The following is a 22,351-nucleotide window of genomic DNA, read 5'->3' as shown; positions in this document are numbered from 1 at the left end:
GCGAGTGGCGTCAGGCGTCCCGACGATTGACGACGAACACCGCTGCCCCGAAGATCACCGCGGTGAACGCGACGAAGTAGATCAGTCCGCCGATCGGGCCCCAGTGGAAGTCGATTCCGCCGTCGGAGCCGAGGAAGTGATTGGCATTGAGGAACGGTAGGAACGGCTGGATCTTCGCCCCGACGTTCGGAATGAGGCCGACGAGATTCTCGATCAGCAGCGGCCACAGCAGCAGGATCGCGATCGCACCGGCCGACTGTCGAACGAGAGCGCCGACGCCGATCGCGAGAACGACCTGCAGGAACGCCAGAATGGCGGTGCCGTACAGAACGCGCCACGTACCGTCCACGTCGAATCCGAGCAACACGCCCGCCTGTTCGCCGGCCAGAGCCTTGGCGATGACGAGCCCGAGCACCGCAAGAGCGAACGACAGGACAGCGCCGTATACGCCCACCAACAGCGCCTTAGCGCCCAGAACCGATCCCCTGTTGGTCACCGCCTGGAACGTGGTGCGGATGATTCCGAACCGGTATTCGCTGGTCACGGTCAACGCCGCCAGGATCATCAGCACCATGGCACCGAACGTGCCGACTCCGACTCCGACGACATCGGCGGCGGTCGTGGGCGGAATACCCTCGGGCGCGTCGAGGCTCAGGGCCGACTTCGCAGCCCAACCCAGAATGGCCGCGAACCCGAGACCGAGCACCACGATGATCGCGCTGCACCACCAGGGCGACTTGGTCGAGGTGAACTTGATTCTCTCTGCTGCCAAGACGCCCATCAGAGTGCACCGCCCATCGCTTGCTGAGTGTTGGGAGTGTCGGCTCCCGCGCCGTGATACTGCACTGTGTCTCCGGTGAGTTTCATGAATGCTTCCTCGAGCGAGCCTCGCTGGGAGGCCAACTCGTGCAATGTGATTCCGGCTCGGCCGGCAATGTCGCCGATCGCGTCGGTGGTCGAGTTCAGCACCACGAGCGAGGGCTGAAGTTCGTCGGTCCTGTCCGGCTCGCGCACGGTCAGACCGGCCGTGGTCAGCGCCTGCCGCAGACCGTCGAGCTGCGGGCTGCGGACGCGCACCGACGCCTCGGAGGCGTGGTCGATGAATTCCTGCACCGACGAATCGGAGATCAGCTTGCCACGTCCGATGACGATGAGATGTTCGGCCGTCTGCGCCATCTCCGAGAGCAGGTGGCTCGAGACCAGGACCGTGCGGCCCTCGGCTGCCAAGCGCTGCATGAACTTTCGGATCCAGACGATGCCCTCGGGATCGAGTCCGTTGACCGGCTCGTCGAACAGCAACACCTTGGGGTCACCGAGCAACGCGCCGGCGAGTCCGAGCCGCTGCGACATGCCGAGCGAGAACCCGCCCGCATTCTTCTTCGCGACCTCCGACAGTCCCACCAGACGCAGCACCTCGTCGACACGCGACTTGGGGATGCCGTTGGAGGCCGCCATCCACTCGAGATGTGCACGCGCCGAACGGTTCGGGTGCACCCACTTGGCGTCGAGCAGAGCGCCGACGGTACGCAGTGGCTGCTTGAGCTGGCTGTAGTTCTTGCCCTCGATGGTCGCCGTTCCCTTGGTGGGGCGGTCGAGGCCGAGGATCATCCGCATGGTCGTCGACTTGCCTGCGCCGTTGGGGCCCAGGAAGCCGGTCACGATGCCGGGTCTGATGGTGAAGGTGAGGTTGTCGACCGCCGTCACCGCGCCGTATTGCTTGGTCAGTCCTGTCACTTCGATCATGTGTACAACTGTCCCCCATCGACAGCGTCCGCACATCGACCCACAGTCGCCGATTGCATCATCCTTTCGGATGACACACACCCTGAGACAGTCGGTCACACGGGCGCGGGGTCACAGGGGCCGCGGAGTCACGGGGGCCACACACCCACAGCCGCAAACGCGCGCGCATTCGTCACGTGCGCGCGCAATCGCCCACCTATCCGCCACTAATTCGCGCGCCTTCCGCAAAAGCGCGCGCGTTTGCCGGAAAAGCAGCACCACGAACAAGAGCTACGCCGACGACACAGCAGCCGCTTCGACGAGCCGGAGCCACACACCCGCCGCCGGCAAATGCGCGCGCATTCGTCAGGCGCGCGCGCAATCGCCCACCTATCCGCCACAATTCCGCGCGCCTTCCGCAAACGCGCGCGCGTTTGCCGGAAAAGCAGGACCACAAACAAGAGCTACGCCGATGACACAGCGGTCACATGGGCGAGCTGGCCTGCGCCCAGAATCGTTTCGGAATGCGGCCGGCATGTCGGGCCTGGTATCCCGCCGCCACCGCGTTCCGCATCGCCGACGCCATCAGCGCCGGGTCCTTCGCCCGGGTCACCGCGGTCGCGAGCAGGACCGCGTCGCAGCCGAGTTCCATCGCGAGGGTGGCGTCGCTGGCGGTGCCGATGCCCGCGTCGAGGATCACCGGAACCGATGCGGCGTCGACGATCATCTCGATGTTGTGGGGGTTTGCGATGCCGAGGCCGGTGCCGATGGGTGAGCCGAGCGGCATGACGGCAACGCAGCCGATGTCCTCTAGCCGCTTGGCCAGTACCGGGTCGTCGGTGGTGTACGGGAGAACTTGGAAGCCGTCGTCCACGAGTTGTTCTGCAGCCGTGACCAATTCGATGGCGTCGGGCAGCAGGGTTCGCTCGTCGGCGATCACTTCGAGTTTCACCCAGTCGGTCTCGAGCGCCTCACGGCCCAGTTGCGCGGTGAGCACTGCTTCGGCCGCGCCGCGGCAGCCTGCGGTGTTGGGCAGCGGGGCGATGTTCAACCTGCGCAGCAGATCCAGCACTCCCGTCCCACCGGCGGCGTCGACGCGGCGCATCGCAACGGTGGTCAGTTCGGTTCCCGATGCGACGAGGGCGTCCTCGAGTACGGCGAGATTCGCTGCTCCTCCGGTGCCGGTGATGAGCCGGGAGGTGAAGGTGCGGCCTGCGATGGTCAATCCCGTCATGACCTAACCGCCTTGCACGGCGGTGAGAATGTCGATGTTCCAACCCTTTTCGACGCTGGTGCTGTCCCAGCGGCTCTTGGGCAGCACGGCACCGTCGACGGCGACGGCGATGCCTTTCTCGGGCATGCCCAGGAATTCGAGCAGCCGACGCATGGTCATGTCCTCGGTGAGCAGGTGGTCTTCACCGTTGACGGTGATACCGATCGCGACCTGTGTCATGGTGTCCTCTCGATCTGCGGAAATCTCTGGGGGTCGGCTGCTTTCGCCTCGGGTAGCGTCTCGCCGGACACCAGTGCGGCGACGGCGTCGGCGGTGATGGGGGCGAGCAGGATGCCGTTGCGTCCGTGTCCGGTGGCGGCGATCAACCGGGGAGACAGCCTGCCGATCAGCGGTAACCCGTCCGGGCTCATCGGCCGCAGGCCGGCAGCGGTTTCGTACAGTTCGTACTCGCCGATGCTCGGCATGAGTCGTTCGGCGTCGGCGATGAGGTCTCGCACCCCGGCGACGGTGACCTGGGTGTCTTGGCCGGATTCGTATTGGGTTGCGCCGACGACCAATCCGTCGCCGCGCGGTACCAGGTAGATCGCGCGGCCGTGCACGGTTCCGCGGACGGTGCGCGATGGCGGCGGTGCGGCGCTCGGCCGTCGTCGCAGTCGCAGGATCTCGCCTTTGACCGGCCGGACGGGGAGCGTGGGCCACAGTGCGGCCGACTGTGCCCCGGCGGCCAGGACCACCTGATCGGCGTCGGGCACGGTCTCCACCGGGGTGGTCACCAATTCGACTCCCGCGTCCCGGCAACCCTGCTCGAGCGCGGCGATCAGCGCCCGATTGTCCACCGACAACTCGGTCGGAGCCAGCAGGCCAAGTCGGATGTTCTGCGCCAGTGCAGGTTCGAGCTCACGCAGCTGTGCTCGGCCGAGAATCTCGAGTTCGTGTCCCTGTTCGCCCACCCATTCGGCGATGGTTCGTAGGTCGGCGGCATCGGCCGAGTCGAGGGCAACCGTCACCGATCCGGTTGCGGAGAACACCGATGGTCCGGGGAGGCGTCGGGCGAAGTCCGGCCATCTCGCCAGCGACGCAGCGCCCAGGTGCAGCAGTTCGTGTTCGCCGGGCCAGCCCTCGGACAGCGGTGCCAGCATGCCGCCTGCGACCCAGGATGCGCCCTTGCCGAGCGCGGGATCGTGCACCACCACTCGGTGACCGTCCTGGCTCAGGCGCAGCGCCGTCGACAACCCGATGACGCCTCCGCCGATAACGACGATGTGCACGCGATTCACGTCCTCACTCCCTGCGCCCGCATGATCGGGTTCAGGTATTGACGGTAAGGGCGGCGAACCCACTCTCAGCCCCACGATCCTCGGGACTCCCGCGATTTCTCGGCCACTCCGTCGTCGGTGGCGGCCTCCATGAGAATACAGTTCGCTTTGTGCATCCATCTCAGACCGCCCGCAACCAGACTCCCCGTGAGCGTCTTGCGTCCGCTCGCCTGTACCTGTGTACCGATGCCAGGCGCGACAAGGGCGACCTCGCGCAGTTCGCCGAGGCCGCGTTGTCCGGTGGCGTCGACATCATCCAGCTGCGTGACAAGAATTCCGCAGGCGAGCGCGAGTTCGGGCCCCTCGAGGCCAAGGACGAGCTTGCGGCGCTGGCGATTCTGCTCGCTGCGACCAAGCGGCACGGTGCGCTGTTGGCGGTCAACGACCGTGCGGATCTGGCGTTGGCCTCGGGCGCGGATGTGCTGCACCTCGGTCAGGGTGATCTGCCGGTGCACTACGCGCGGCAGATCCTGGGGCCGGACGTGGTGATCGGCCGCTCGACGCAGAACCGGGCCCAGTCCTCGCTCGCCGCGATCGAGGACGGCGTCGACTACTTCGCCGTCGGGCCGGTGTGGCCGACGCCCACCAAGCCCAACCGCAAGGCTGCGGGGCTCGAGACTCTGCGGGCGACGGCGGACGCGCTGCCGGAACGGCCGTGGTTCGCCATCGGCGGCGTCGACGCGACCAATGTCGATCAGGTTCGGGCCGCCGGTGCCGATCGCATCGTCGTGGTCCGCGCGATCACCGAGGCGCGGGATCCACAGGCCGCAGCCCGCGACTTGGTCCGAGCACTGCGGGCCTAGAGCCAACCCAGTACTGCGGACGGCGTCAGGACCTGCACCGATTCCGGCAGCCGGTCGCGTAGTCCGCGGTCGGCGGTGACGAGCGCGGTCAGGTCTCCGTCGATGTGTGCCTGCTCGGCCAAGGTGTCGTCGCCACTGCCGTCGGCGAGAATCGTGCGGGTGCGGGGGTCGTCCACCACGGCGTCCCTGGCCAGGCCTTCGAGCACGGCGTCGATGCGGGTGAGCCAGCCGTACTGACCGCTGGGCAGTTCGACGGTGCGAGGCAGCGTCTCGGCGAGCGAGGTCAGCAGTGCGCTCGTCGACCCGGTGCGGTCCTTCCACCATCCGTTCGGCCGGGACCCCAGCACGTTGGCGGTGTCGAGCAGCACCCGCAGCGGCACGGTACGCAGCGACGGCCAGCTCGACGCGAAGCCCGGGTGCAAGGGGAGTTCGTCGACGACCGACTCCGGCACCCAGCGCAGCTCGGTGCTCTCCCCGTTGGGCACGGTGGTCAACGGATGATCGGTGTCGGCGACGACGGTGGTGTACGACCAGCCGCTCTCGACACTCGCGGTGACGCGCTCGCTGCGAACACTGACCTGTTCGGCCGTGATACCGGCTTCTTCGTGGGCCTCGCGCACCGCCGCGTGCGCCGTGCTCTCGTGGGAATCGCGGGCTCCGCCGGGCAGTGCCCACGTTCCGCCCTGGTGACTCCACAGGGCACGGTGCTGCAGCAACACCATCGGCTCGCCTGCGTCGGACGGGGCGCGCAGCAACAGGCCGGCGGCACCGTGCCTTCCCCAGTGCCGAGTGCCGTTCTCGCCGATCACCCAGCCGTCGCCGTCACCACGCATGCTCACCACCCTAGGTGAATCACCTGCCTGTAGTGGCTGCAGTACCGTCCGCCTACTTATATGCTCGGGTGCGTGATCGCGGCCGGTATTACCCCCTCCGCTGCCGTCCCCCCGACAACGGCCACACACGTCGGTGTCGCTGCAGGCAAGCCACCGGTTCGCTACACGATGCGCTCGACGCCCGCGCGGTTGGTCGCGATGGGAATCGCGCTGGTGGTGCTCGCGTTGACGGTCGGAAATCTCGCGTCCACGGCCGTGACCGATCGGGTCGACACCCTGGGCACCCTGTTGGTGCGCACCGAGCCCTTCGCGAACTCGGCACAGAATCTGTACGGGGCTCTGTCGGTGGCCGACGCGGCCGCGGCCACCGCGTTCATCGCCGGTGGCCTCGAACCGCCCGAGGTACGCGAGCGCTACTCGCAGGCGCTCGGCGAGGCGTCGTCCGAGCTGATCGCGGCCTCGGCCGGGGTGACCGAGAACGACGCGGCCACCAGCGCGGTGCTCACCCAGATCGCCGCGGGGTTGCCGGTGTACAGCGGTCTGGTCGAGACTTCGCGAGCCAACAACCGCAGCGGAAATCCGGTGGGCGCGGCGTATCTCGGCGAGGCATCGACCATGATGCAGTCGAGTTTGCTGCCGCTGGCCGAGAAGTTGTACACCGAACAGGCGTCGCGAGTCTCGGCCGATCAGGAACGATTCACCAGTCCTCCACTGTTCGCGATCGGCTCGCTGGTGTTCCTGTTGCTGATGACCGGCCTGGCTCAGTGGTATCTGTCGCGGACCACCCGCCGAACGTTGAACGCCGGATTCCTCACTGCCACAGTTGCTGTCGCCGGACTGCTCGGCTGGATGCTGGTGGTGGGACTGATTTCCTCGATTGCCACCGATCGTGCGATCGACCGTGGAGTGTCCCCGTTGAAGTCCTACACGACGGGTTTCATTCTGGCGCAACAGGCCAGAGCGGACGAGACACTCGACCTCGCTCGTCGCGGCGGCGGTCAGGATTACGGAGAATCGTTCGACGCCAACGTCTCTCGGTTCACCGAGATGTTCCAGGGCGACACCACGGTGATCGATGCACTGAACACGTGGTCGGTCTCGCACTCGAGGATCGACTCCGCCCTCGAGGTCGGCGATTTCAACGGCGCGGTCTCCATCGCCACCGGCTCGGGCGAGTCCGATTCGGCGGCCGCGTTCACCGCGCTCGACAGAGTTCTGGTCGACGGAATCGAGAATGCGCGAAGCGAACTGCGGTCCAACATCGACCGATCGGTGTGGGTGCTGTCCGGACTGTCGAACGGCGCCTACGTGCTCACCGTCTTCGCGTCGGTCGCCTTCGGTGTCGGCCTCTTCCCGAGGCTGCGTGAGTACCTGTGAAACGTCTACTCGCCGTTGGCATTCTGGTCACCTCCCTGCTGGTCGGCTGCGCCACGCCGGAAAACGCTCCGCCGCAAGCGGAGACGACGTTCACCGAACCGCCACTACCGGACGGCGCGTCCGTCGCCGCCCGCCCCACCGAGAGCCCCGCCGACGACGAGTGCGCGCGCCCCACTGCCAGCCTGCGCCCGCTGCAGGCAGGCACCGATGCTCCGCCGCCACCACAACCGACCGTCGACGCATTGCGCGCCAAGGGCCGGTTGGTCGTCGGGTTGGACACGGGCAGCAATCTTTTCAGCTTCCGTGATCCGATGACCGGCCAGCTGGTCGGGTTCGATGTCGACATCGCGCGGGAAGTCTCACGAGATCTGTTCGGCGATCCGAATCGATTGGACTTTCGCATCCTCACCTCTGCGCAGCGGCTCGAAGCTCTGCAGGATTCTACGGTGGACATGGTGGTCAAAACCATGACCATCACGTGTGCTCGCCGCAAGGATGTCCAGTTCTCCACCGTGTACTTCCAAGCGCAACACCGTGTTCTGGTGGTGCAGGGATCGGGCATCCGCGGTGTCGAGGATCTGGCAGGCAAGAGAGTGTGCGCAGTGGAGGGCACCACCTCGCTGCGACGCGTTCAACGCGTCCAACCCGCCGCGACGGTGGTGACGGTGCCGATGTGGTCGGATTGCCTTGTGGTGCTGCAGCAACGGCAGGTCGACGCCATCAGCACCGACGACGCGATCCTCGCCGGTCTCGCCGCTCAGGATCCCTACCTCGAGATCGTCGGTGACAGCCTGAGCCCGGAGCCGTACGGGGTGGGGATCAACAAGAACAACGAGGATCTGGTGCGCTTCGTCAACGGGACGTTGGCGCGCATCCGCTCCGACGGCACCTGGAATCGCATCTACGATCGCTGGCTGACGGTGCTCGGTCCCTCCCCCGGTCCGCCCAGCGCGACGTACAGCGATTAGGGGGCCTGGACATGGACGACGAACAGCAGCCCACGGCCCCGGCGGAGCGAACGCAGGCGGTCTCGCGCACCGACGACAGCGAGCGCACCCGGGCGGTGTCGAGAACGCAAGCAGTGTCGGGAACGGACGGCGTCGAGCGTACTCAGGCCGTCTCGCGGTCGACGGTCGGCGATCCGACCCCGACGGCGTCACAGTCCGCTTCCACCCGCTCCAAGACGGGTCGATCGAGATCCGGTCGATCGCGCAGCACCGGCATTCGGCGACGGCTCGGCGGCGGTCTGGTGGACGTGCCTCGCGTCGAACCGATCGATCCTGCCACTGCAGTGATGTCGGATCCGACGGTGCCGCAGCACAAACGGTTCTGTTGGAAGTGCAATGCCAAGGTCGGTCGCAGCGAACCGGGTGAGCCCGACGTGGCGATGGGTATCTGCCCGCACTGCGGCGCCACGTTCGACTTCACCCCACTGCTCGAGCCGGGCGATCGCGTGGTCGGCCAGTACGACGTGCAGGGCTGCATCGCACACGGTGGACTCGGCTGGATCTACCTCGCCATCGACCGCAATGTCAGTGACCGCTGGGTGGTCCTCAAGGGACTGCTGCATTTCGGGGACGAAGAGGCGCACGCGGTCGCGGTCGCGGAGCGACAGTTCCTCGCCGAGGTCGCCCACCCCGGCGTGGTGAAGATCTACAACTTCGTCGAGCAACCCCGCAGCGACGGCTCGACCGTCGGCTTCATCGTGATGGAATACGTCGGCGGCCGTTCGCTGCGCGACATCCTCACCGCCTGCGGTGACGGTGCCCGTCTGCCCGTCGAGCAAGCGTTGGCCTACGTACTCGAAGTGCTTCCGGCACTGGGCTATCTGCATTCGATCGGGCTGGTCTACAACGACCTCAAACCGGAGAACATCATGGTCTCCGACGACCAGATCAAACTCATCGACCTCGGCGCGGTCGCGGGCATCGAGGACTACGGCTACCTGTACGGCACGGTGGGCTATCAGGCACCGGAGATCGTGAAGACGGGACCGACGGTGGCGTCGGACATCTTCACCGTCGGCCGCACACTCGCGGTGTTGACGCTGGACATGCCGTCGAAGAACGGCAAGTACCTGGACGGACTTCCCTCGGCCGAGGAATCCGAAGTGCTACAGCAGTTTCCGTCGTTGCATCGACTGCTGCTGCGCGCGACGCACGAGGACCCCACTCGGCGGTTCCGATCCGCGGACGAGTTGGCCGGGCAGGCCACCGGCGTGCTGCGTGAGATTCTGGCCATCAGGACAGGTGTCGAGCGGCCCGGACTGTCGACGGTGTTCAGCCCGCCCCGTACGACCTTCGGCACCGAGCAGTCGGTGGGACGCACCGACACCTACGTGGACGGTACGGTACGCCACGAACGAATGACGGCCGCCGAAGTGGTTGCTGCGCTTCCGGTTCCACTGGTGGACCCCAACGATCCGAGCGCGCCGTTGCTGGCGGCGGCCGTACACGTCGAACCGAGACAGACCCTGGACTCGCTGCAGCACGCCAAACGCAACGGCATCGAACGCGTCACCGCCGGAGCCGAATCGGGCCGCTCCGCAGGTTCGTCGAGTCCGGTGGAACTGAGCCTCGAGATCACGCTCGCCGAGGTCAAGGCCCACCTGGATCTCGGGAACGTCGTCGATGCAACCGACATCCTGGCGAAGGTGCAGTCGACCGACCACACTGCCGACCCGTGGCGGGTGCAGTGGTACGCGGGCCTGATCGCGCTGCTGCATCACGAATACGATTCTGCCTTCACCCATTTCGACAACGTGCTCGGTGCGATGCCCGGCGAACTCGCGCCCAAGCTCGCTCTCGGAGCCACGTCGGAACTGCTCGGGCATGTGGCCGCGGGCGACAAGGAGGAAGCCGAGAAGTGGCGGGCCCGCGCCGAGGGCCTGTACCGAGCGGTGTGGCGAACCAATCGTGGCATCGTCAGCTCGGCGTTCGGCCTGGCGAGGCAGTTGCAGCGCCGCGGCGATCAGACCGGTGCCATCGCCGCGCTCGATCAGGTGCCGATCAGCTCGCGGCACTACTCCATGGCCCGGATGACCAGCGTGTTGACGTTGCTGATGGATCGCTCGCGAGCCGAGCTGTCCGAGGCCGATTTCCGTTCTGCAGCACGGCGAGTGGCGCTGCTACCCAAAGCCGAGAGCCGGGCGTTGCAGATGCGGACGCTGGTGCTGGCGATGGCCCTGGACTGGATCGTCTCCGGCCACGCCGCCACAGCCGAGCGAGAACCCATTCTCAGCGTCCCGTTCACCGAGGACGGGTTGCGGCGCGGCACCGAGAAGGGCCTTCGCGCACTGGCCCGCAACGCCACCGATCGCGCCCACCGCTTCTCACTGGTGGATTTGGCGAACGCGATCAGACCCCGGTCGCTCTTCTGACTGCAGCGCTGTTCTAGCTGCCTTCTCGGACGAGGTCGTCCGCCGCACGAGCGATCGCCAGCTCCTCGTCGGTCGGCACCACCAACACCGTGACGGCAGACGCGTCGGTCGAGATCACCCGAGCCTGTTTGCTGCGCAGCGCATTACGCTCGGCGTCGATCTCGATGCCGAAGCCCTCGAGATTCGCCAGGGCATCCGCACGCACCGCTGCGGCGTTCTCACCGACACCGGCGGTGAACGTGATGGCGTCGAGCTTGCCCAAGCCGATCATGTACGCGCCGATGTACTTGCGGAGGCGATGAATGTAGACCTCGTACGCCAGACGTGCCGAGGCGTCCCCGTCGTCGATGCGCTGCTGCAGTTGTCTGAAGTCGTTGACCCCGGACAGTCCGATCAGGCCGGAGCGACGGTTGAGCAGGTCGTCGATGTCGTCGACGCTCATGCCTGCACTGCGCCGCAGGTGCATGATCACACCGGGGTCGATATCCCCACTGCGGGTACCCATCACGAGCCCTTCGAGTGGAGTCAGTCCCATCGAGGTGTCGACCGCCTTGCCCCCTGCGACGGCCGAGGCCGAGGCACCGTTGCCCAGATGCAGCACGATCTGGTCGATGTCGGCGAGGTCGCGACCGAGGAACTGCGCCACCTGCTCGGACACGTACCGATGCGAGGTGCCGTGGAAGCCGTAGCGCCGAATGTCGTGCTCGGCAGCGACGGTTGCATCGATGGCGTAGGTCGCGGCGGCGTCGGGCAGGGAATGAAAGAAGGCCGTGTCGAACACGGCCACGTGCGGCACGTTCGGCAGTTGCTTCCTGGCGACCTCGATACCCAGCACGTTCGGCGGATTGTGCAGCGGTGCAAGGTTGCTCAGATCGGAGATCTGTTGCACGACGGAGTCGTCGATGATCGTCGGACGGTAGAAGACCGTCCCGCCGTGGACCACACGGTGCCCGACGGCGGTGACCGATTCCAGTTCGACGCCTGCGTCGGCGAGCATCTCGAAGGCCAGGGCCAGACCGGCACCGTGATCGTCGATGCGCTGGACTCGCTCGACGGTCTCGCCCCGGTGGTCGAGTTCGACGCGTCCGTCGGACTCACCGATGCGCTCGACGAGCCCGCTGGCCACGGACTCCCCCGAGCCGGGGTCGACCAGTTGGAACTTGACCGAGGACGAGCCGGAGTTGACGACGAGGATGCTCACTTGCCCTCCCCATCGGCCGCGGCGATGCCCTGTGCCTGAATCGCGGTGATGGCGACGGTGTTGACGATGTCCTCGACCAGCGCGCCGCGCGAGAGATCGTTGACGGGCTTGCGCAGGCCCTGCAGAACGGGTCCGACGGCGACCGCACCGGCACTGCGCTGGACGGCCTTGTAGGTGTTGTTGCCGGTGTTGAGGTCCGGGAAGATGAACACCGTCGCACGGCCTGCAACGTCGGAGTCGGGCAGCTTCGACGCGGCGACGGACGGTTCGATCGCCGCGTCGTACTGAATCGGACCCTCCACGAGCAGTTCCGGATTACGTTCGCGCACAAGTGCTGTGGCTTGCCGTACCTTGTCGACATCGGCTCCGGAACCGGACTCGCCGGTTGAGTACGACAGCATCGCCACCCGCGGCTCGATACCGAACTGGGCTGCTGTCTGCGCGGAGGACACGGCGATGTCGGCGAGTTGCTCGGCCGTCGGGTCGGGTACGACGGCGCAGTCGCCGTAGGCGAGAACACGATCGGACAGGCACATCAGGAAGATGGACGACACGGTCGACACGCCCTCGGTCGTCTTGATGATCTCGAACGACGGCTTGATGGTGTGCGCGGTGGTGTGCGCGGCACCGGAGACCATACCGTCGGCAATTCCCTTGTGCACCATCATCGTTCCGAAGTACGAGATGTCGGCCATGATCTCGCGGGCACGGTCGATCGTCATGCCCTTGTGTTTGCGCAGCTCGGTGTACTCGGCGGCGAAGTCCTCGGCGTAGTCACAGTTCTTGGGGTCGAGAACCGTTGCACTGTCGAGATCGACGCCCAGTTCCGATGCGCGTCGTCGAATGGGGCCTTCCTCCCCGAGGATCGTCAGGTCCGCGACCTGACGCTGCAGCAGACGTCCGGCAGCCCGGAGGATGCGATCGTCACCGCCCTCCGGAAGCACGATGTGTTTGCGGTCGGCGCGGGCTCGGTGGATCAGCTGGTACTCGAACATCTGCGGGGTCGTGATGGTGGGGATGGCGATGTCGAGCCGCCCCAGAAGGGTTTTCGCGTCGACCCGCTGTTCCATCAGTCCGAGTGCGGTGTCCACCTTGCGCTGCGATCCCACCGCCACGCGGCCGCGCGTCTGCGCTGCAGCGGAGGCGGTATCGAAGGTGCCGAGCTCGGTGGTCAGAATCGGCAATCGGGGTCCGAGTCCTGCCACCAGACGAGCGATCGCCGGATGGGGTTCGATGCCGCCGTTCATGATGATGCCGGCCAGTGAGGGAAAACCCTCCGCCTCATGGGCATTGACGAGAGCGAGCAGTACGTCGGACCGGTCCGCCGGCGCGATGACGACGACGCCCTCGGTGAGGCGTTCGAGGATGTGTTCGGCCGTCATACCACCGACCATGACCCGCAACGCTTCTCGCTGCAGCAGCGACGAGTCACCGGAGTACAGGGAACCGTCCACCGCCTCGAGCAGCTCCGCCATCGTCGGCGCGACGAGCAGCGGGATCTCCGGCAGCGACCACGCAGGCACGCCGACGGACGCCAAGGCGTCGGTCACCGCATCGAGATCGTCCGGCGCGCAACGGTTGGCCACGATCGCAGCCAGGTGGGCATGATGCTGACGCAGCTCGCCCTGGCACAGAGTGGCCAACTGCGCGATCTCGTCGGGCGTGCGACCGGACCCGCGCAGCGCAAGCAGCACGGGGGCGCCGAGATTGACGGCGATGCGGGCATTGAAACCGAGCTCACTCGGGCTGCCGACGTCGGTGTAGTCGCTGCCCACGATCACCACGGCGTCGCACTGAGCGGCCACCTCGTGGTACCGATTGACGATCTCGCTGAGCGCTGCATCCGCATCGGCGTGCACCTGCTCGTACGTGACACCGAGCGACTGCTCGTACGTCAGATCTGCGGTGGTGTGCTCGACGAGCAGCTCGAGGATGTAATCCGGCTCGTCGGTGGAGCGGGCGATGGGACGAAACACCCCGACCCTGGCCGCGGACGCGGCGAGCATCTGCAGCACACCGAGCGCGATGGTCGACTTCCCGGTGTCCCCTTCCGGTGACGCGATGTAGATGCTCGAGGGATACATGTCCGACGCGTCGGTGCCGCTGGGCTCAGCCATGCCCGCCAGCCTAGTAGGGGTCGTTCCGCGGGCTCCACTCCTGCCCAGTGGTTGTGCTGTTGACACCGGGCGCGGTCGGGTTGTCCCATGAACCATGGCCGAATCACCGTTCCCGGATGTGCGCTGGGGCAGCGAAACCTCGTTCATCCGCAAGCCCGCCGTGAAGTTCGCGTCAACGAAGCCCGGTTCGTGGGTCATCAGGAACCTCGCAGGCGTCGACCGGTGGTTGCTGACCAAGTCCGACGGCCGCTTCACCGTCCTCGGCCCCATCGCGGCACCGGTGGTGTTGCTGACCACCACCGGCCGCAAATCCGGCAAACCCAGGACCAGCCCGCTGCTGTACTACCGGGAGGCCGACAAGATCTACGTCGTCGGATCGAATTTCGGTCAGCAGCACCACCCGGCGTGGACGTCGAACCTGCTCGCCGACCCGAAGGCCGTCGTGGCCATCGGCGGCAAGAAGATTCCGGTGACGGCCACCCGCATCACCGGCGACGAGAAGGCACGCATCTACCGCCAGTTCGACGCGATGGTCGAGGTGTACGGCGAATACGAAACCAGGACCGACCGCGACATGCGATTGTTCGCACTCACGGCCGATCGCTGATCTCGTCGGGAGTCAGCCGAGCTTGCGCAGGCGCGGCGCGAGGTCCTTCTCGAACAGTTCGAGGAACCGCTTCTGATCGTGGCCCGGTGCGTGGAACACCAGGTGGTTCAGCCCTGCGTCGGTGTACTGCTTGACCTTCTCCACTGCCTCGTCCGGGTCCGATGCCACGATCCAGCGCTTGGCGACCTGTTCGATCGGCAGCTCGTCGGCGGCCTTCTCCATCTCGATCGGATCGTCGATCGAGTGCTTCTGCTCCGGCGTCAGTGACAGCGGTGCCCAGAAGCGGCAATTCTCCAGCGCCAGTTCGGGATCGGTGTCGTAGCTGATCTTGATCTCGATCATCCTGTCGATCTCACCGGCGTCGCGCTCGGCCTTGCCCGCGCCCTCTTCCACCGCGGGAAGCAGTTTGTCGGTGTAGAGCTCCATGCCCTTGCCCGAGGTGCAGATGAATCCGTCGCCCGCACGCCCTGCATACCGCGCGACGACGGGTCCGCCTGCGGCGATGTAGACCGGGATGCCGCCCTCGGGGACGTCGTAGATCGACGCGCCCTTGGTCGTGTAGTACTCGCCCTCGAAGTCGACCCGGTCGCCGAGCCACAGCTCACGCATCAACCGCACCGACTCACGCAGGCGCGCGAATCGTTCCTTGAACTCCGGCCATTCGCCGGTGAACCCGGTGGCGATCTCGTTCAGCGCCTCACCGGTACCCACACCGAGCATGATGCGTCCGGGATACAGGCAGCCCATGGTCGCGAACGCCTGCGCGATGACCGACGGGTTGTAGCGGAACGTCGGCGTCAGCACCGAGGTGCCGAGCTGAATCGTGTTGGTGCGTTCACCGACGGCCGTCATCCATGCCAGCGAGAACGGCGCATGGCCACCCTCGTGACGCCACGGCTGGAAGTGGTCACTGACCGTCGCCGAATCCATACCGTGCTGCTCGGCCAGCACACCGAGCTCGACCAACTCCCGCGGTCCGAACTGCTCCGCCGATGCCTTGTAACCGAGTTTGAGACCCTGCGCCACGCCGAACTCCTGTCGTTGGTCGTCCTAGTTCTTCGATTGTGCACCCGCGGTGGTCGGCTGAGTACTACTGGATCCCCAGAACCGTGACCACTGCAGCCAGCAAAGCCACCGCACCGATACCGATCGCGAAGATCCACAGGTCTCGAGACTCCGGCATCGGTGCACCGTTCTCGAGAGCATGTCGAACGCGCAGCCACCGCCGTAGGCCGATGATCGGTGCCGCTGCGGCGAGGCCGATGAGAATCAGACCGAGGGTCGTCCGAACCCATCCCGTACTGAAATCGGGAACCAGGTGAACGATCGCGATTCCGCCGGCCAGGAGCCCGAGCGACGTCCTCAGCCAGGCGAGAAAGGTGCGCTCACTGGCGAGCGTGAACCGCTCGTCGGGGCGCGTCACTGCCGTGCGGTCATGCGCTCGCGAATCAGATGGGCAACCGATTCAGGATCGTCGGGGGTGAAGACCGGCGAGATGCGGCGGATGGTGAGCACCACTGCAGTGTCCTTCTTGGGACGCATCACGTCCAGCGGAAGCCACTGGTCGATCCAGGACGCACCCCACAGCCGCCACCGCCCGTTCCAGTTGCCGAGAACAGCGGTATCGACCGCGCGAATCCTGCCGTAGGGCACGAACTTCTTCGTGGCGAAGGGGAAGTAGTAGTACCTCAGGGTGACGTCTGCCTCGTCGAGACGGACCAATCCGTCGTCGTAGATCACATCCCGATTTGTTCGCACAGGTAACGGTATGCCTTCGGGCTCAGAGCGCGCAACAGCGAATTTCGGAACCTATCCCGAGTTCGACGCGGGCGTACGGACCAACGTCAGCTGCGAGGTTCGACGCAACTCGAACCCGATGGACAAGTAGAGCTCGATGGCGCGCACGTTCGCGTCCGACGCATGCAGGAACGGCTCCTCACCGCGGGCGCGAATGCCGTGACCGACCGCGCGAACCAGATCCGTCGCCAGACCCTGTCCGCGGAAGGCCGGGTCGGTGCACACCGCGCTGATCTCCGTCCACCCCGGAGGGTGCATGCGCTCGCCCGCCATCGCGATCAGCGCGCCATCGCGTCGAACACCGAGGTACGTGCCGAGTTCGATGGTGCGGGGCAGGAACGGTCCCGGCTCCGTGCGGCCGACCAGATCGAGCATCTCCGGGACGTCCGCAGCCGTCAGCTCGACCGCCTCGGCGACGGGCCGCGTCTCGAGATGCGTGCCGACCAGCTGCACCAAACCGAATGTCTCCACATGCGACCACCCCTCGGGCAGTGCGCGTTCCGGACCGTTCAGCCCTACGACGGTGCGTGGCCCGAACAGAGCGGCGATATCGTCCCAGTCCTGGGACTCGAGCACGTCGGGGTGCACCAGGAACGGAGACACCTCGGGATCTGCCCGCACGATCCGTCCGCGGCTGACGGAGAACCGCGAGAGCGAGCCCTCGAGGGAACAACGAACGGGGTCGTCGAGAGGATGAGCAGACACGACAGACAGCGTCGCACGAACCGACACACGGCTTTGCGTGCCGTCGGACTCGACACCAATACTTATACCGGTATCGTTGTTCGGCATACGTCGAAAGGCACCACATGATCGAGATCCTCCCTCCCAGCAAGATCCCCCTCGCGCGCGAATCCGGCGCCCTGGTCGCCGGAATACTTCGGACCGTCCGCGAACGCGCCACAGTCGGCACCAATTTGCTCGAGATCGATCAGTGGACCAAGGAGATCATCGAGGGAGCCGGGGCGACGTCCTGCTACGTCGACTACGCGCCGTCGTTCGGGAGCGGGCCCTTCGGTCACTACATCTGCACTTCCGTCAACGACGCTGTGCTGCACGGTCTCCCGCACGATTACTCTCTTGCCGACGGCGATCTGCTCACCCTCGATCTGGCCGTGATACTCGGCGGTGTGGCGGCGGACTCGGCCATCAGTTTCGTCGTCGGCGAGGCACGAGGAGAAGACACCGCGATGATCGAGGCCACCGAACGAGCATTGGCCGCAGGCATCGACGCAGCTCGCCCCGGCAACAAGATCGGCGACATCTCCCATGCCATCGGCACGGTCCTCGGTGCCGCCGGCTATCCGATCAACATGCAGTTCGGCGGCCACGGTATCGGCTCGACGATGCATCAGGACCCGCACGTGTCCAACTCCGGACGGCCGGGCCGTGGCTACGGCCTTCGACCGGGTCTGATGCTGGCACTGGAGCCGTGGATCATGGAGAACACAGACGAGCTGGTCACCGACCCCGATGGGTGGACCTTGAGAAGCTCGACGGGGTGCCGCACCGCGCACAGCGAGCACACCGTGGTCATCACCGACGACGGTGCCGAGATCATGACCCTGCCCAAGCTCTGACCCTCGATCGACTCACCACCGTTTCTCGAAGGTGTTGGAGAACGGGAGCACGTCGTAGGGCGCGAACACCGGGATACGGGTGTAACCGCTTTTCTCGTACAGCCTGACTGCGTCGGGCTGACGGTCTCCGGTTTGCAGGATCAGCCGCGGCAGTCCCTGCTCACGAGCCGCGTTCTCCGAGGCGACCAGCAGCGCCGTCGAGACGCCTGTTCCACGGTGGTCCACGTGGACGAACATTCGTTTGAGCTCGAGGTCGAGCCCGTTCCACCGCAGTGCCGCATGGCCGACCGCCTGCTCGACCCCCTCGGCATCGCGGCGGTAGACGACGAACGTGCGGTGCACCGTGCCCTCGTCGACGGCATTGGCCTGGGTCTTCGCCATCAGGGCAGCGCGATCTGCGTAGCGAGGACCCACCTCGGCGGCCATCTCGGCCCGGAGAGCGTCGGCGTCGGGATGATCCCAGTCGACGGAACGGGTGATGAGGTCGGTGCGAGGGTGGAGTGCGTCGGTCACGCCTGATCGCAACACGCGCGAGATCCTCCGGTCAACCGTTGCAATCACGGTGAGCGCATCCCTGACGAAACCTCACCCCATCGATAATTCTGTGACCGTGAACGAGAACTGTCGCTGCCCACGCTGACCATCCGACCCAGTTCTGCAGCGCACGTTCGTCACAGGAGACAACCAGCCATGAGCACCGAAGCCACAGTCGTCCTCCGCATTTCGGACTCGGGCACGTCGTCCTTGCAGGGATTGACCCGCCCACAACTGCACGCACTCGCCGATGCCCTTCGTGGCGCAGCGAAAAGCTATGCCCCGCATGCGAAGATCCTCACCCGATTCGACGTGCGGGTCAACGAACTCAACGCTCCTCTGGTGATCGACCTGCCGGCTCGCGACGTGATCGTCGGCGGCAAGAGTGTGCGCCTCAGCCACACCGAGTTCGAGATCTTCGCGTATCTCGCACAACGCCCGCGCGTTGTCGTGAATCGGTCGGAGCTCAGCGGTTCCGACGGCGGTCGCAGCGTCGACGTGCACCTGTCGAGGGTGCGAACCAAACTCGGACACTTCGGTCGTTTGATCACCACCGTCCGCGGGGCCGGCTACCGGTTCGACCCGGAGCCGGGCATCCGCGTCATCACCGACCCGACCGTACTGCGGAGCGCGTGACCGTTACTGCGACAGTGCGACGGACCTGCGACGACGATTTCGGCGAACGACAACGAAGACCAGCAGAGCCACGAGGACCACGGCGATGATCGCGCCCAATGCCGTCGCGCCGCGGAAGCCCGGTGCGCTGGTGTCGAGAGTGCGTTCGCCGGCATGAGCGGCATTGCTGGTTCCGAGAACGATGGTGAGTGTCAACAGGTTCGGGATGGCGGTGACGACAGCCAGGATGACCGATCCGATCGCCAGTTGCTTTCCTGCCCTGCCTTTGCGAACCGACCATGCGCTCCAGAAGAACACCAGCGGCGCGAAGGTGCAGACGATGCCGAACAGCAGTCCCCACAAGATGCCCTTGGTGAACGTGCGATCGGCCAGTTCCTCGACCCGCAGACTCCACCAGCGCGGTAAAAAAGCCGCGAGGATGAAATACGCGATCAGCAGAAGCACGATGCCCGCTCCGACGAGGATGGCGCGTCGTTTCCAGTTGGCCGAACTGGTCGACGGTGCGGGCGTGGTCGGATCTGCAGTCATGTCGCAATCGTAGATCGTGCGGAGCGCTACCCCACGCGAGTCGAGACCCGATCGTTAGCTGGACCGCCCGCGAACGAACGACATTAGACTCCTCGGTCATGGTCGCCGACTCCCTGCGCGAATGGCTCATCGACTCGGATCCGGCGCTGCGTTGGCAGGTCGAGCGCGACATCGTGAACGAATCCCCCGCGATATGGGAGGCAACGCGCGCACGAGTGCCGACCGAAGGATTCGGTGCACGGCTATTGGCGCTGCAGGACGCGGACGGCCAATGGGCGGGTGGTGCGTACTTCCCTGCCGGCTTCGACGGTTCGGCCGAACCGGGGCAACCCTGGACCGCAACCACCTGGTCGCTGAACTCGCTGCGCGAATGGGGTGTCGACCCAGCAGTTCTGCAATCGCGTCGCACCGCAGAACTGCTCGCGGAGAACAGCCGGTGGGAGTACGAGAACCTGCCGTACTGGGGCGGCGAGGTGGACTGCTGCATCAATGCGTGGACCCTCGCCAACGGGCTGTGGCTCGGTGCCGACGTCGAGGGCATCGTCGAATGGTTTCTCGAGCACCAACTGCAGGACGGCGGATGGAACTGCGAGTGGGTCGACGGTTCAACCCGATCGTCGTTCCACTCGACGCTGAACTCGTTGAAAGGATTGCTGGAGTACGACAGGGCCACCCGCGCCACGATGGAGACGCGGGCCGCACGACGCACCGGTGAAGAATATCTGTTGACGCGAAAGCTGTTGTACACGTTGTCCACCGGCGAGGCAGTCGGACCCTGGGTGAGTCGCTTCATCCACCCGTTCCGCTGGATGTACAGCGCTCTCAACGCACTCGATTATTTTCGGCACGCGTCTCTGCTCGACGGAACGCCGCCGGATCGCCGTCTGGAGGAGGCAATCGGAGTCGTCCGGGCCGCCCGACAGAGCGACGGAACGTGGTTGCAGGGTCGAACCCTGCCCGGTCGGGTCTGGTTCGAGACCGACGTGCCGGAGGGCGAACGCTCGAAGTGGCTGACCCTGATCGGAACCCGCGTACTGACATGGTGGGATTCATACGACCGCTGAGGGTGCGGGCCAACCCCCGTCCGTATTCAGCCGCGAATACCGAAGTCGACGGCAGCGTGGGTGCAGGCAGGTTGTGATCCCAGACGATCGATGATGGCCGTCAGTCGTCTTCTGAGCCAGGTCATGAACGCGACGCTAGGCTCGCCGCCCGAATAGCGCACCCGTTGCAATCACGCTGATTCGAAGGCCTGGCGCTACCGATCCTGTTCCGTCGACCCCCAAGAAGATCCGGTCTCCCGTTCGAAAGCTGGTCGCACGTCGACCGTGTCGTACACGATCGACAGTGTTGTGATCCGGCCGTCGTCGTCGAGTTCGGCGACATCGACGACGTCGAACGGGGCAGCCACCCCGGAGGGTAGCCGCCAGTCGAAATGGAACCAGAACGTGACGAGCCGCGTTCCTGCCGAGGTGCGCCCCTCTGACACGCCCTTCGACGTCAGCTCCGCGCTGTCGGTATCGATGAACAAAGCGCGATAGAAGTCGGGTGCGGGAGTCGGGCCGTACAACGGCGAATGCACAACGGCACCTGGCGCGAACAGACTCACGATCGCATCGAGGTCGGCGCGATGGAGGGCGTCGAGGTAGCTCTTCACCAGGTCGTCCGTGGCCGAGTTCATGCGCCAACGCTAACCGATCGCAGAACGTCCGCGGCGGCCTTCCACAGAGCGGATCGAACAGCTCCCGCGTCAGGGAATCAGGACGAACTTTCCGCGCGGGTGCGTCGACTGCAGTTCGGCGTGCGCCCTCGCGGCGTCGGAGAGCGGGAAGGTCTTGGCGACCGTCACTTCGATGACTCCCGCGGCGGCCTGCTTCAACAGGGCGGGCGATGCGAGGCGTCGACGCTCCATGCTTGCCGGCCCACCGACGGTCGAGAACCCGTCCGCTTCAGCACGGCCGAAGGCGGCCGTCGTCACCAAACGTGCTCGGTCCGTGAGCACTTCGAGAGAGACATCGATGGCCTCGTCGGTACCCACGGCATCGACGGCTGCATCGATACCGTTCGGGGCAGCCGCACGAACACGATCGAGCAAGCCATCACCGTATTCGACGGGCTCGGCCCCGAATGCACGCAGTGCGTCGTGATTCTGTGCGCGTGCGGTTCCGATGACGGTGGCACCGCGCTCTTTCGCGAGCTGGGCCACGACGGATCCGACGCCGCCTGCGGCCCCGTGCACGAGGACCGTGTCACCGTCTTTCACGGCGACGGATTCGAGTGCGTCGTAGGCCGTTCCGGCTACGGCCAGCACTCCGGCAGCAACGTTCCAGTCCAATGCGGCCGGCTTCGGAAAGACGAACCGTGCGGGAACCAGAATCCTCTCGGCGTAGGTACCGTTTCGGCCCGACACGATCACGGCGTCGCCGACGGCGATGGGTCCGACCGGCCCCTCGACGTCTCCGCCGACCGCAACGACGATGCCCGACGCCTCACTGCCCAACGCGATCGGGAGCTTGGATTCGTCGGTGCCGAACGCGCCGCTGTAGCTCTTGTAGTCGAAGGGATTGACGCCGATCGCCTTCAGCTCGACCAGGACCTCACCGTCGGACGGTTCGGGAACCTCTCGTTCGACGATCTCGATGACGTCCGGCCCGCCGTAGGACGCTGCCACTGCTGCTCGTGTCATG

General features: G+C 65.9%; 24 protein-coding genes and 1 riboswitch. Of the genes, 8 read left to right on the top strand and 16 right to left on the bottom strand.

Going from position 1 to position 22,351, the window contains the following annotated elements:
• Positions 1 to 10: 10 nt before the first annotated feature.
• From CH296_RS14215 to thiO, 5 genes are all read right to left on the bottom strand, one after another.
• Entirely contained in the window at positions 11 to 781 is a 771-nt protein-coding gene (locus CH296_RS14215) for an ABC transporter permease (RefSeq protein ID WP_045198732.1), read from the bottom strand.
• The gene (locus CH296_RS14210; RefSeq protein ID WP_032393761.1) at positions 781 to 1,743 is read right to left on the bottom strand and encodes an ABC transporter ATP-binding protein; all 963 of its coding nucleotides are present in this window, start codon (positions 1,741 to 1,743) and stop codon (positions 781 to 783) included. Before CH296_RS14210 ends, CH296_RS14215 begins: the two co-directional genes overlap by 1 nt.
• A gap of 463 nt (positions 1,744 to 2,206) precedes the next feature.
• Positions 2,207 to 2,956, bottom strand: coding sequence for a thiazole synthase (locus CH296_RS14205; protein ID WP_094659484.1), 750 nt, complete (start codon positions 2,954 to 2,956; stop codon positions 2,207 to 2,209).
• A gap of 3 nt (positions 2,957 to 2,959) precedes the next feature.
• Positions 2,960 to 3,175, bottom strand: a complete 216-nt coding sequence (gene thiS, locus CH296_RS14200) for a sulfur carrier protein ThiS (protein ID WP_094685060.1) — start codon at positions 3,173 to 3,175, stop codon at positions 2,960 to 2,962.
• The gene (thiO, locus tag CH296_RS14195) at positions 3,172 to 4,224 is read right to left on the bottom strand and encodes a glycine oxidase ThiO (RefSeq protein ID WP_082074071.1); all 1,053 of its coding nucleotides are present in this window, start codon (positions 4,222 to 4,224) and stop codon (positions 3,172 to 3,174) included. The genes thiS and thiO overlap by 4 nt, the downstream gene beginning before the upstream one ends.
• Positions 4,223 to 4,336: riboswitch (TPP riboswitch) on the bottom strand. It overlaps the preceding gene by 2 nt.
• A gap of 46 nt (positions 4,337 to 4,382) precedes the next feature.
• Between thiO and thiE the strand changes: the two genes are divergently transcribed.
• On the top strand, positions 4,383 to 5,075 hold the full coding sequence (thiE, locus tag CH296_RS14190) for a thiamine phosphate synthase (protein WP_094685059.1): 693 nt from the start codon (positions 4,383 to 4,385) through the stop codon (positions 5,073 to 5,075).
• On the opposite strand, the gene CH296_RS14185 is transcribed toward thiE, so the two are convergent.
• A complete protein-coding gene (locus CH296_RS14185) occupies positions 5,072 to 5,908 on the bottom strand; it encodes an NUDIX hydrolase (protein WP_094646878.1) in 837 nt (278 codons plus the stop codon). The two genes, thiE and CH296_RS14185, sit on opposite strands and share 4 nt — an antisense overlap.
• A 72-nt stretch (positions 5,909 to 5,980) precedes the next feature.
• On the opposite strand from CH296_RS14185, the gene CH296_RS14180 reads away from it, so the two are divergent.
• The 3 genes from CH296_RS14180 to CH296_RS14170 are packed head-to-tail and all read left to right on the top strand — an operon-like array spanning position 5,981 to position 10,664.
• Positions 5,981 to 7,285 (top strand): hypothetical protein, encoded by a 1,305-nt coding sequence (locus tag CH296_RS14180; RefSeq protein WP_256980450.1) that lies wholly within the window; start codon positions 5,981 to 5,983, stop codon positions 7,283 to 7,285.
• Positions 7,282 to 8,253, top strand: coding sequence for a glutamate ABC transporter substrate-binding protein (locus tag CH296_RS14175; protein WP_094685057.1), 972 nt, complete (start codon positions 7,282 to 7,284; stop codon positions 8,251 to 8,253). Before CH296_RS14180 ends, CH296_RS14175 begins: the two co-directional genes overlap by 4 nt.
• Before the next feature lie 11 nt (positions 8,254 to 8,264).
• Positions 8,265 to 10,664 carry a serine/threonine-protein kinase gene (locus CH296_RS14170; RefSeq protein WP_094646799.1) on the top strand — a complete coding sequence of 800 codons (2,400 nt, stop codon included), beginning with the start codon at positions 8,265 to 8,267 and terminating at the stop codon, positions 10,662 to 10,664.
• 13 nt (positions 10,665 to 10,677) lie between these two features.
• On the opposite strand, the gene CH296_RS14165 is transcribed toward CH296_RS14170, so the two are convergent.
• Together CH296_RS14165 and pta are read right to left on the bottom strand one after the other, a co-directional pair.
• Positions 10,678 to 11,865: an acetate kinase gene (locus tag CH296_RS14165; RefSeq protein WP_094630926.1), complete on the bottom strand. Its 1,188-nt coding sequence runs from the start codon at positions 11,863 to 11,865 to the stop codon at positions 10,678 to 10,680.
• Positions 11,862 to 13,982: a phosphate acetyltransferase gene (pta, locus tag CH296_RS14160; protein WP_179272846.1), complete on the bottom strand. Its 2,121-nt coding sequence runs from the start codon at positions 13,980 to 13,982 to the stop codon at positions 11,862 to 11,864. Before pta ends, CH296_RS14165 begins: the two co-directional genes overlap by 4 nt.
• Positions 13,983 to 14,076: 94 nt before the next feature.
• On the opposite strand from pta, the gene CH296_RS14155 reads away from it, so the two are divergent.
• Positions 14,077 to 14,589 (top strand): nitroreductase/quinone reductase family protein, encoded by a 513-nt coding sequence (locus tag CH296_RS14155; protein ID WP_032393754.1) that lies wholly within the window; start codon positions 14,077 to 14,079, stop codon positions 14,587 to 14,589.
• 12 nt (positions 14,590 to 14,601) lie between these two features.
• Here the strand turns inward: CH296_RS14155 and fgd are convergent, their stop codons facing one another.
• The 4 genes from fgd to CH296_RS14135 all read right to left on the bottom strand — a co-directional run bounded on the left by fgd (position 14,602) and on the right by CH296_RS14135 (position 17,091).
• Positions 14,602 to 15,615, bottom strand: coding sequence for a glucose-6-phosphate dehydrogenase (coenzyme-F420) (gene fgd / locus CH296_RS14150; protein WP_032380238.1), 1,014 nt, complete (start codon positions 15,613 to 15,615; stop codon positions 14,602 to 14,604).
• Positions 15,616 to 15,679: 64 nt separating this feature from the next.
• A complete protein-coding gene (locus tag CH296_RS14145) occupies positions 15,680 to 16,012 on the bottom strand; it encodes a YidH family protein (RefSeq protein ID WP_032393753.1) in 333 nt (110 codons plus the stop codon).
• Complete coding sequence (locus tag CH296_RS14140) at positions 16,009 to 16,329, bottom strand: hypothetical protein (RefSeq protein ID WP_094685056.1); 321 nt, start codon at positions 16,327 to 16,329, stop codon at positions 16,009 to 16,011. Before CH296_RS14140 ends, CH296_RS14145 begins: the two co-directional genes overlap by 4 nt.
• A 69-nt stretch (positions 16,330 to 16,398) precedes the next feature.
• The gene (locus CH296_RS14135; protein WP_094685210.1) at positions 16,399 to 17,091 is read right to left on the bottom strand and encodes a GNAT family N-acetyltransferase; all 693 of its coding nucleotides are present in this window, start codon (positions 17,089 to 17,091) and stop codon (positions 16,399 to 16,401) included.
• A 104-nt stretch (positions 17,092 to 17,195) separates the two neighbouring features.
• Between CH296_RS14135 and map the strand changes: the two genes are divergently transcribed.
• Positions 17,196 to 17,966 carry a type I methionyl aminopeptidase gene (gene map / locus CH296_RS14130; protein WP_045198715.1) on the top strand — a complete coding sequence of 257 codons (771 nt, stop codon included), beginning with the start codon at positions 17,196 to 17,198 and terminating at the stop codon, positions 17,964 to 17,966.
• 12 nt (positions 17,967 to 17,978) lie between these two features.
• Here the strand turns inward: map and CH296_RS14125 are convergent, their stop codons facing one another.
• Positions 17,979 to 18,392 (bottom strand): GNAT family N-acetyltransferase, encoded by a 414-nt coding sequence (locus CH296_RS14125; RefSeq protein ID WP_082074070.1) that lies wholly within the window; start codon positions 18,390 to 18,392, stop codon positions 17,979 to 17,981.
• Between the two features lie 264 nt (positions 18,393 to 18,656).
• On the opposite strand from CH296_RS14125, the gene CH296_RS14120 reads away from it, so the two are divergent.
• Positions 18,657 to 19,136 (top strand): winged helix-turn-helix domain-containing protein, encoded by a 480-nt coding sequence (locus CH296_RS14120; protein ID WP_032393750.1) that lies wholly within the window; start codon positions 18,657 to 18,659, stop codon positions 19,134 to 19,136.
• Between the two features lie 3 nt (positions 19,137 to 19,139).
• Here the strand turns inward: CH296_RS14120 and CH296_RS14115 are convergent, their stop codons facing one another.
• Positions 19,140 to 19,664, bottom strand: coding sequence for a hypothetical protein (locus CH296_RS14115; protein ID WP_032393749.1), 525 nt, complete (start codon positions 19,662 to 19,664; stop codon positions 19,140 to 19,142).
• A 98-nt stretch (positions 19,665 to 19,762) separates the two neighbouring features.
• Between CH296_RS14115 and CH296_RS14110 the strand changes: the two genes are divergently transcribed.
• Complete coding sequence (locus tag CH296_RS14110) at positions 19,763 to 20,728, top strand: squalene cyclase (RefSeq protein ID WP_094685055.1); 966 nt, start codon at positions 19,763 to 19,765, stop codon at positions 20,726 to 20,728.
• A gap of 194 nt (positions 20,729 to 20,922) precedes the next feature.
• Here CH296_RS14110 and CH296_RS14105 read toward each other — a convergent pair whose 3' ends face one another.
• Positions 20,923 to 21,345 (bottom strand): nuclear transport factor 2 family protein, encoded by a 423-nt coding sequence (locus CH296_RS14105; protein WP_094685054.1) that lies wholly within the window; start codon positions 21,343 to 21,345, stop codon positions 20,923 to 20,925.
• Between the two features lie 69 nt (positions 21,346 to 21,414).
• Positions 21,415 to 22,350, bottom strand: a complete 936-nt coding sequence (locus tag CH296_RS14100) for an NADP-dependent oxidoreductase (RefSeq protein ID WP_032393746.1) — start codon at positions 22,348 to 22,350, stop codon at positions 21,415 to 21,417.
• Position 22,351: the final 1 nt, after the last annotated feature.

The sequence above is a fragment of the Rhodococcus sp. 14-2496-1d genome (assembly GCF_002259365.1).
In the GTDB taxonomy this organism is placed as follows: Bacteria; Actinomycetota; Actinomycetes; order Mycobacteriales; family Mycobacteriaceae; genus Rhodococcoides.
Note: the sequence above shows the minus strand (reverse complement) of the source record. Positions and strands in the feature narration are given on the sequence as shown.

What these genes read in the sequence shown, in the direction of transcription:
- CH296_RS14205 (WP_094659484.1), bottom strand. Translation starts at nt 2,956, where the DNA reads ATGACGGGATTGACCATCGCAGGCCGCACCTTCACCTCCCGGCTCATC.
- CH296_RS14110 (WP_094685055.1), top strand. Translation starts at nt 19,763, where the DNA reads ATGGTCGCCGACTCCCTGCGCGAATGGCTCATCGACTCGGATCCGGCG.
- thiS (WP_094685060.1), bottom strand. Translation starts at nt 3,175, where the DNA reads ATGACACAGGTCGCGATCGGTATCACCGTCAACGGTGAAGACCACCTG.
- map (WP_045198715.1), top strand. Translation starts at nt 17,196, where the DNA reads ATGATCGAGATCCTCCCTCCCAGCAAGATCCCCCTCGCGCGCGAATCC.
- CH296_RS14120 (WP_032393750.1), top strand. Translation starts at nt 18,657, where the DNA reads ATGAGCACCGAAGCCACAGTCGTCCTCCGCATTTCGGACTCGGGCACG.
- pta (WP_179272846.1), bottom strand. Translation starts at nt 13,982, where the DNA reads ATGGCTGAGCCCAGCGGCACCGACGCGTCGGACATGTATCCCTCGAGC.
- CH296_RS14170 (WP_094646799.1), top strand. Translation starts at nt 8,265, where the DNA reads ATGGACGACGAACAGCAGCCCACGGCCCCGGCGGAGCGAACGCAGGCG.
- CH296_RS14105 (WP_094685054.1), bottom strand. Translation starts at nt 21,345, where the DNA reads ATGAACTCGGCCACGGACGACCTGGTGAAGAGCTACCTCGACGCCCTC.
- CH296_RS14100 (WP_032393746.1), bottom strand. Translation starts at nt 22,350, where the DNA reads ATGACACGAGCAGCAGTGGCAGCGTCCTACGGCGGGCCGGACGTCATC.
- CH296_RS14155 (WP_032393754.1), top strand. Translation starts at nt 14,077, where the DNA reads ATGGCCGAATCACCGTTCCCGGATGTGCGCTGGGGCAGCGAAACCTCG.
- CH296_RS14185 (WP_094646878.1), bottom strand. Translation starts at nt 5,908, where the DNA reads ATGCGTGGTGACGGCGACGGCTGGGTGATCGGCGAGAACGGCACTCGG.
- CH296_RS14210 (WP_032393761.1), bottom strand. Translation starts at nt 1,743, where the DNA reads ATGATCGAAGTGACAGGACTGACCAAGCAATACGGCGCGGTGACGGCG.
- CH296_RS14115 (WP_032393749.1), bottom strand. Translation starts at nt 19,664, where the DNA reads ATGACTGCAGATCCGACCACGCCCGCACCGTCGACCAGTTCGGCCAAC.
- CH296_RS14125 (WP_082074070.1), bottom strand. Translation starts at nt 18,392, where the DNA reads ATGGCCGCCGAGGTGGGTCCTCGCTACGCAGATCGCGCTGCCCTGATG.
- CH296_RS14215 (WP_045198732.1), bottom strand. Translation starts at nt 781, where the DNA reads ATGGGCGTCTTGGCAGCAGAGAGAATCAAGTTCACCTCGACCAAGTCG.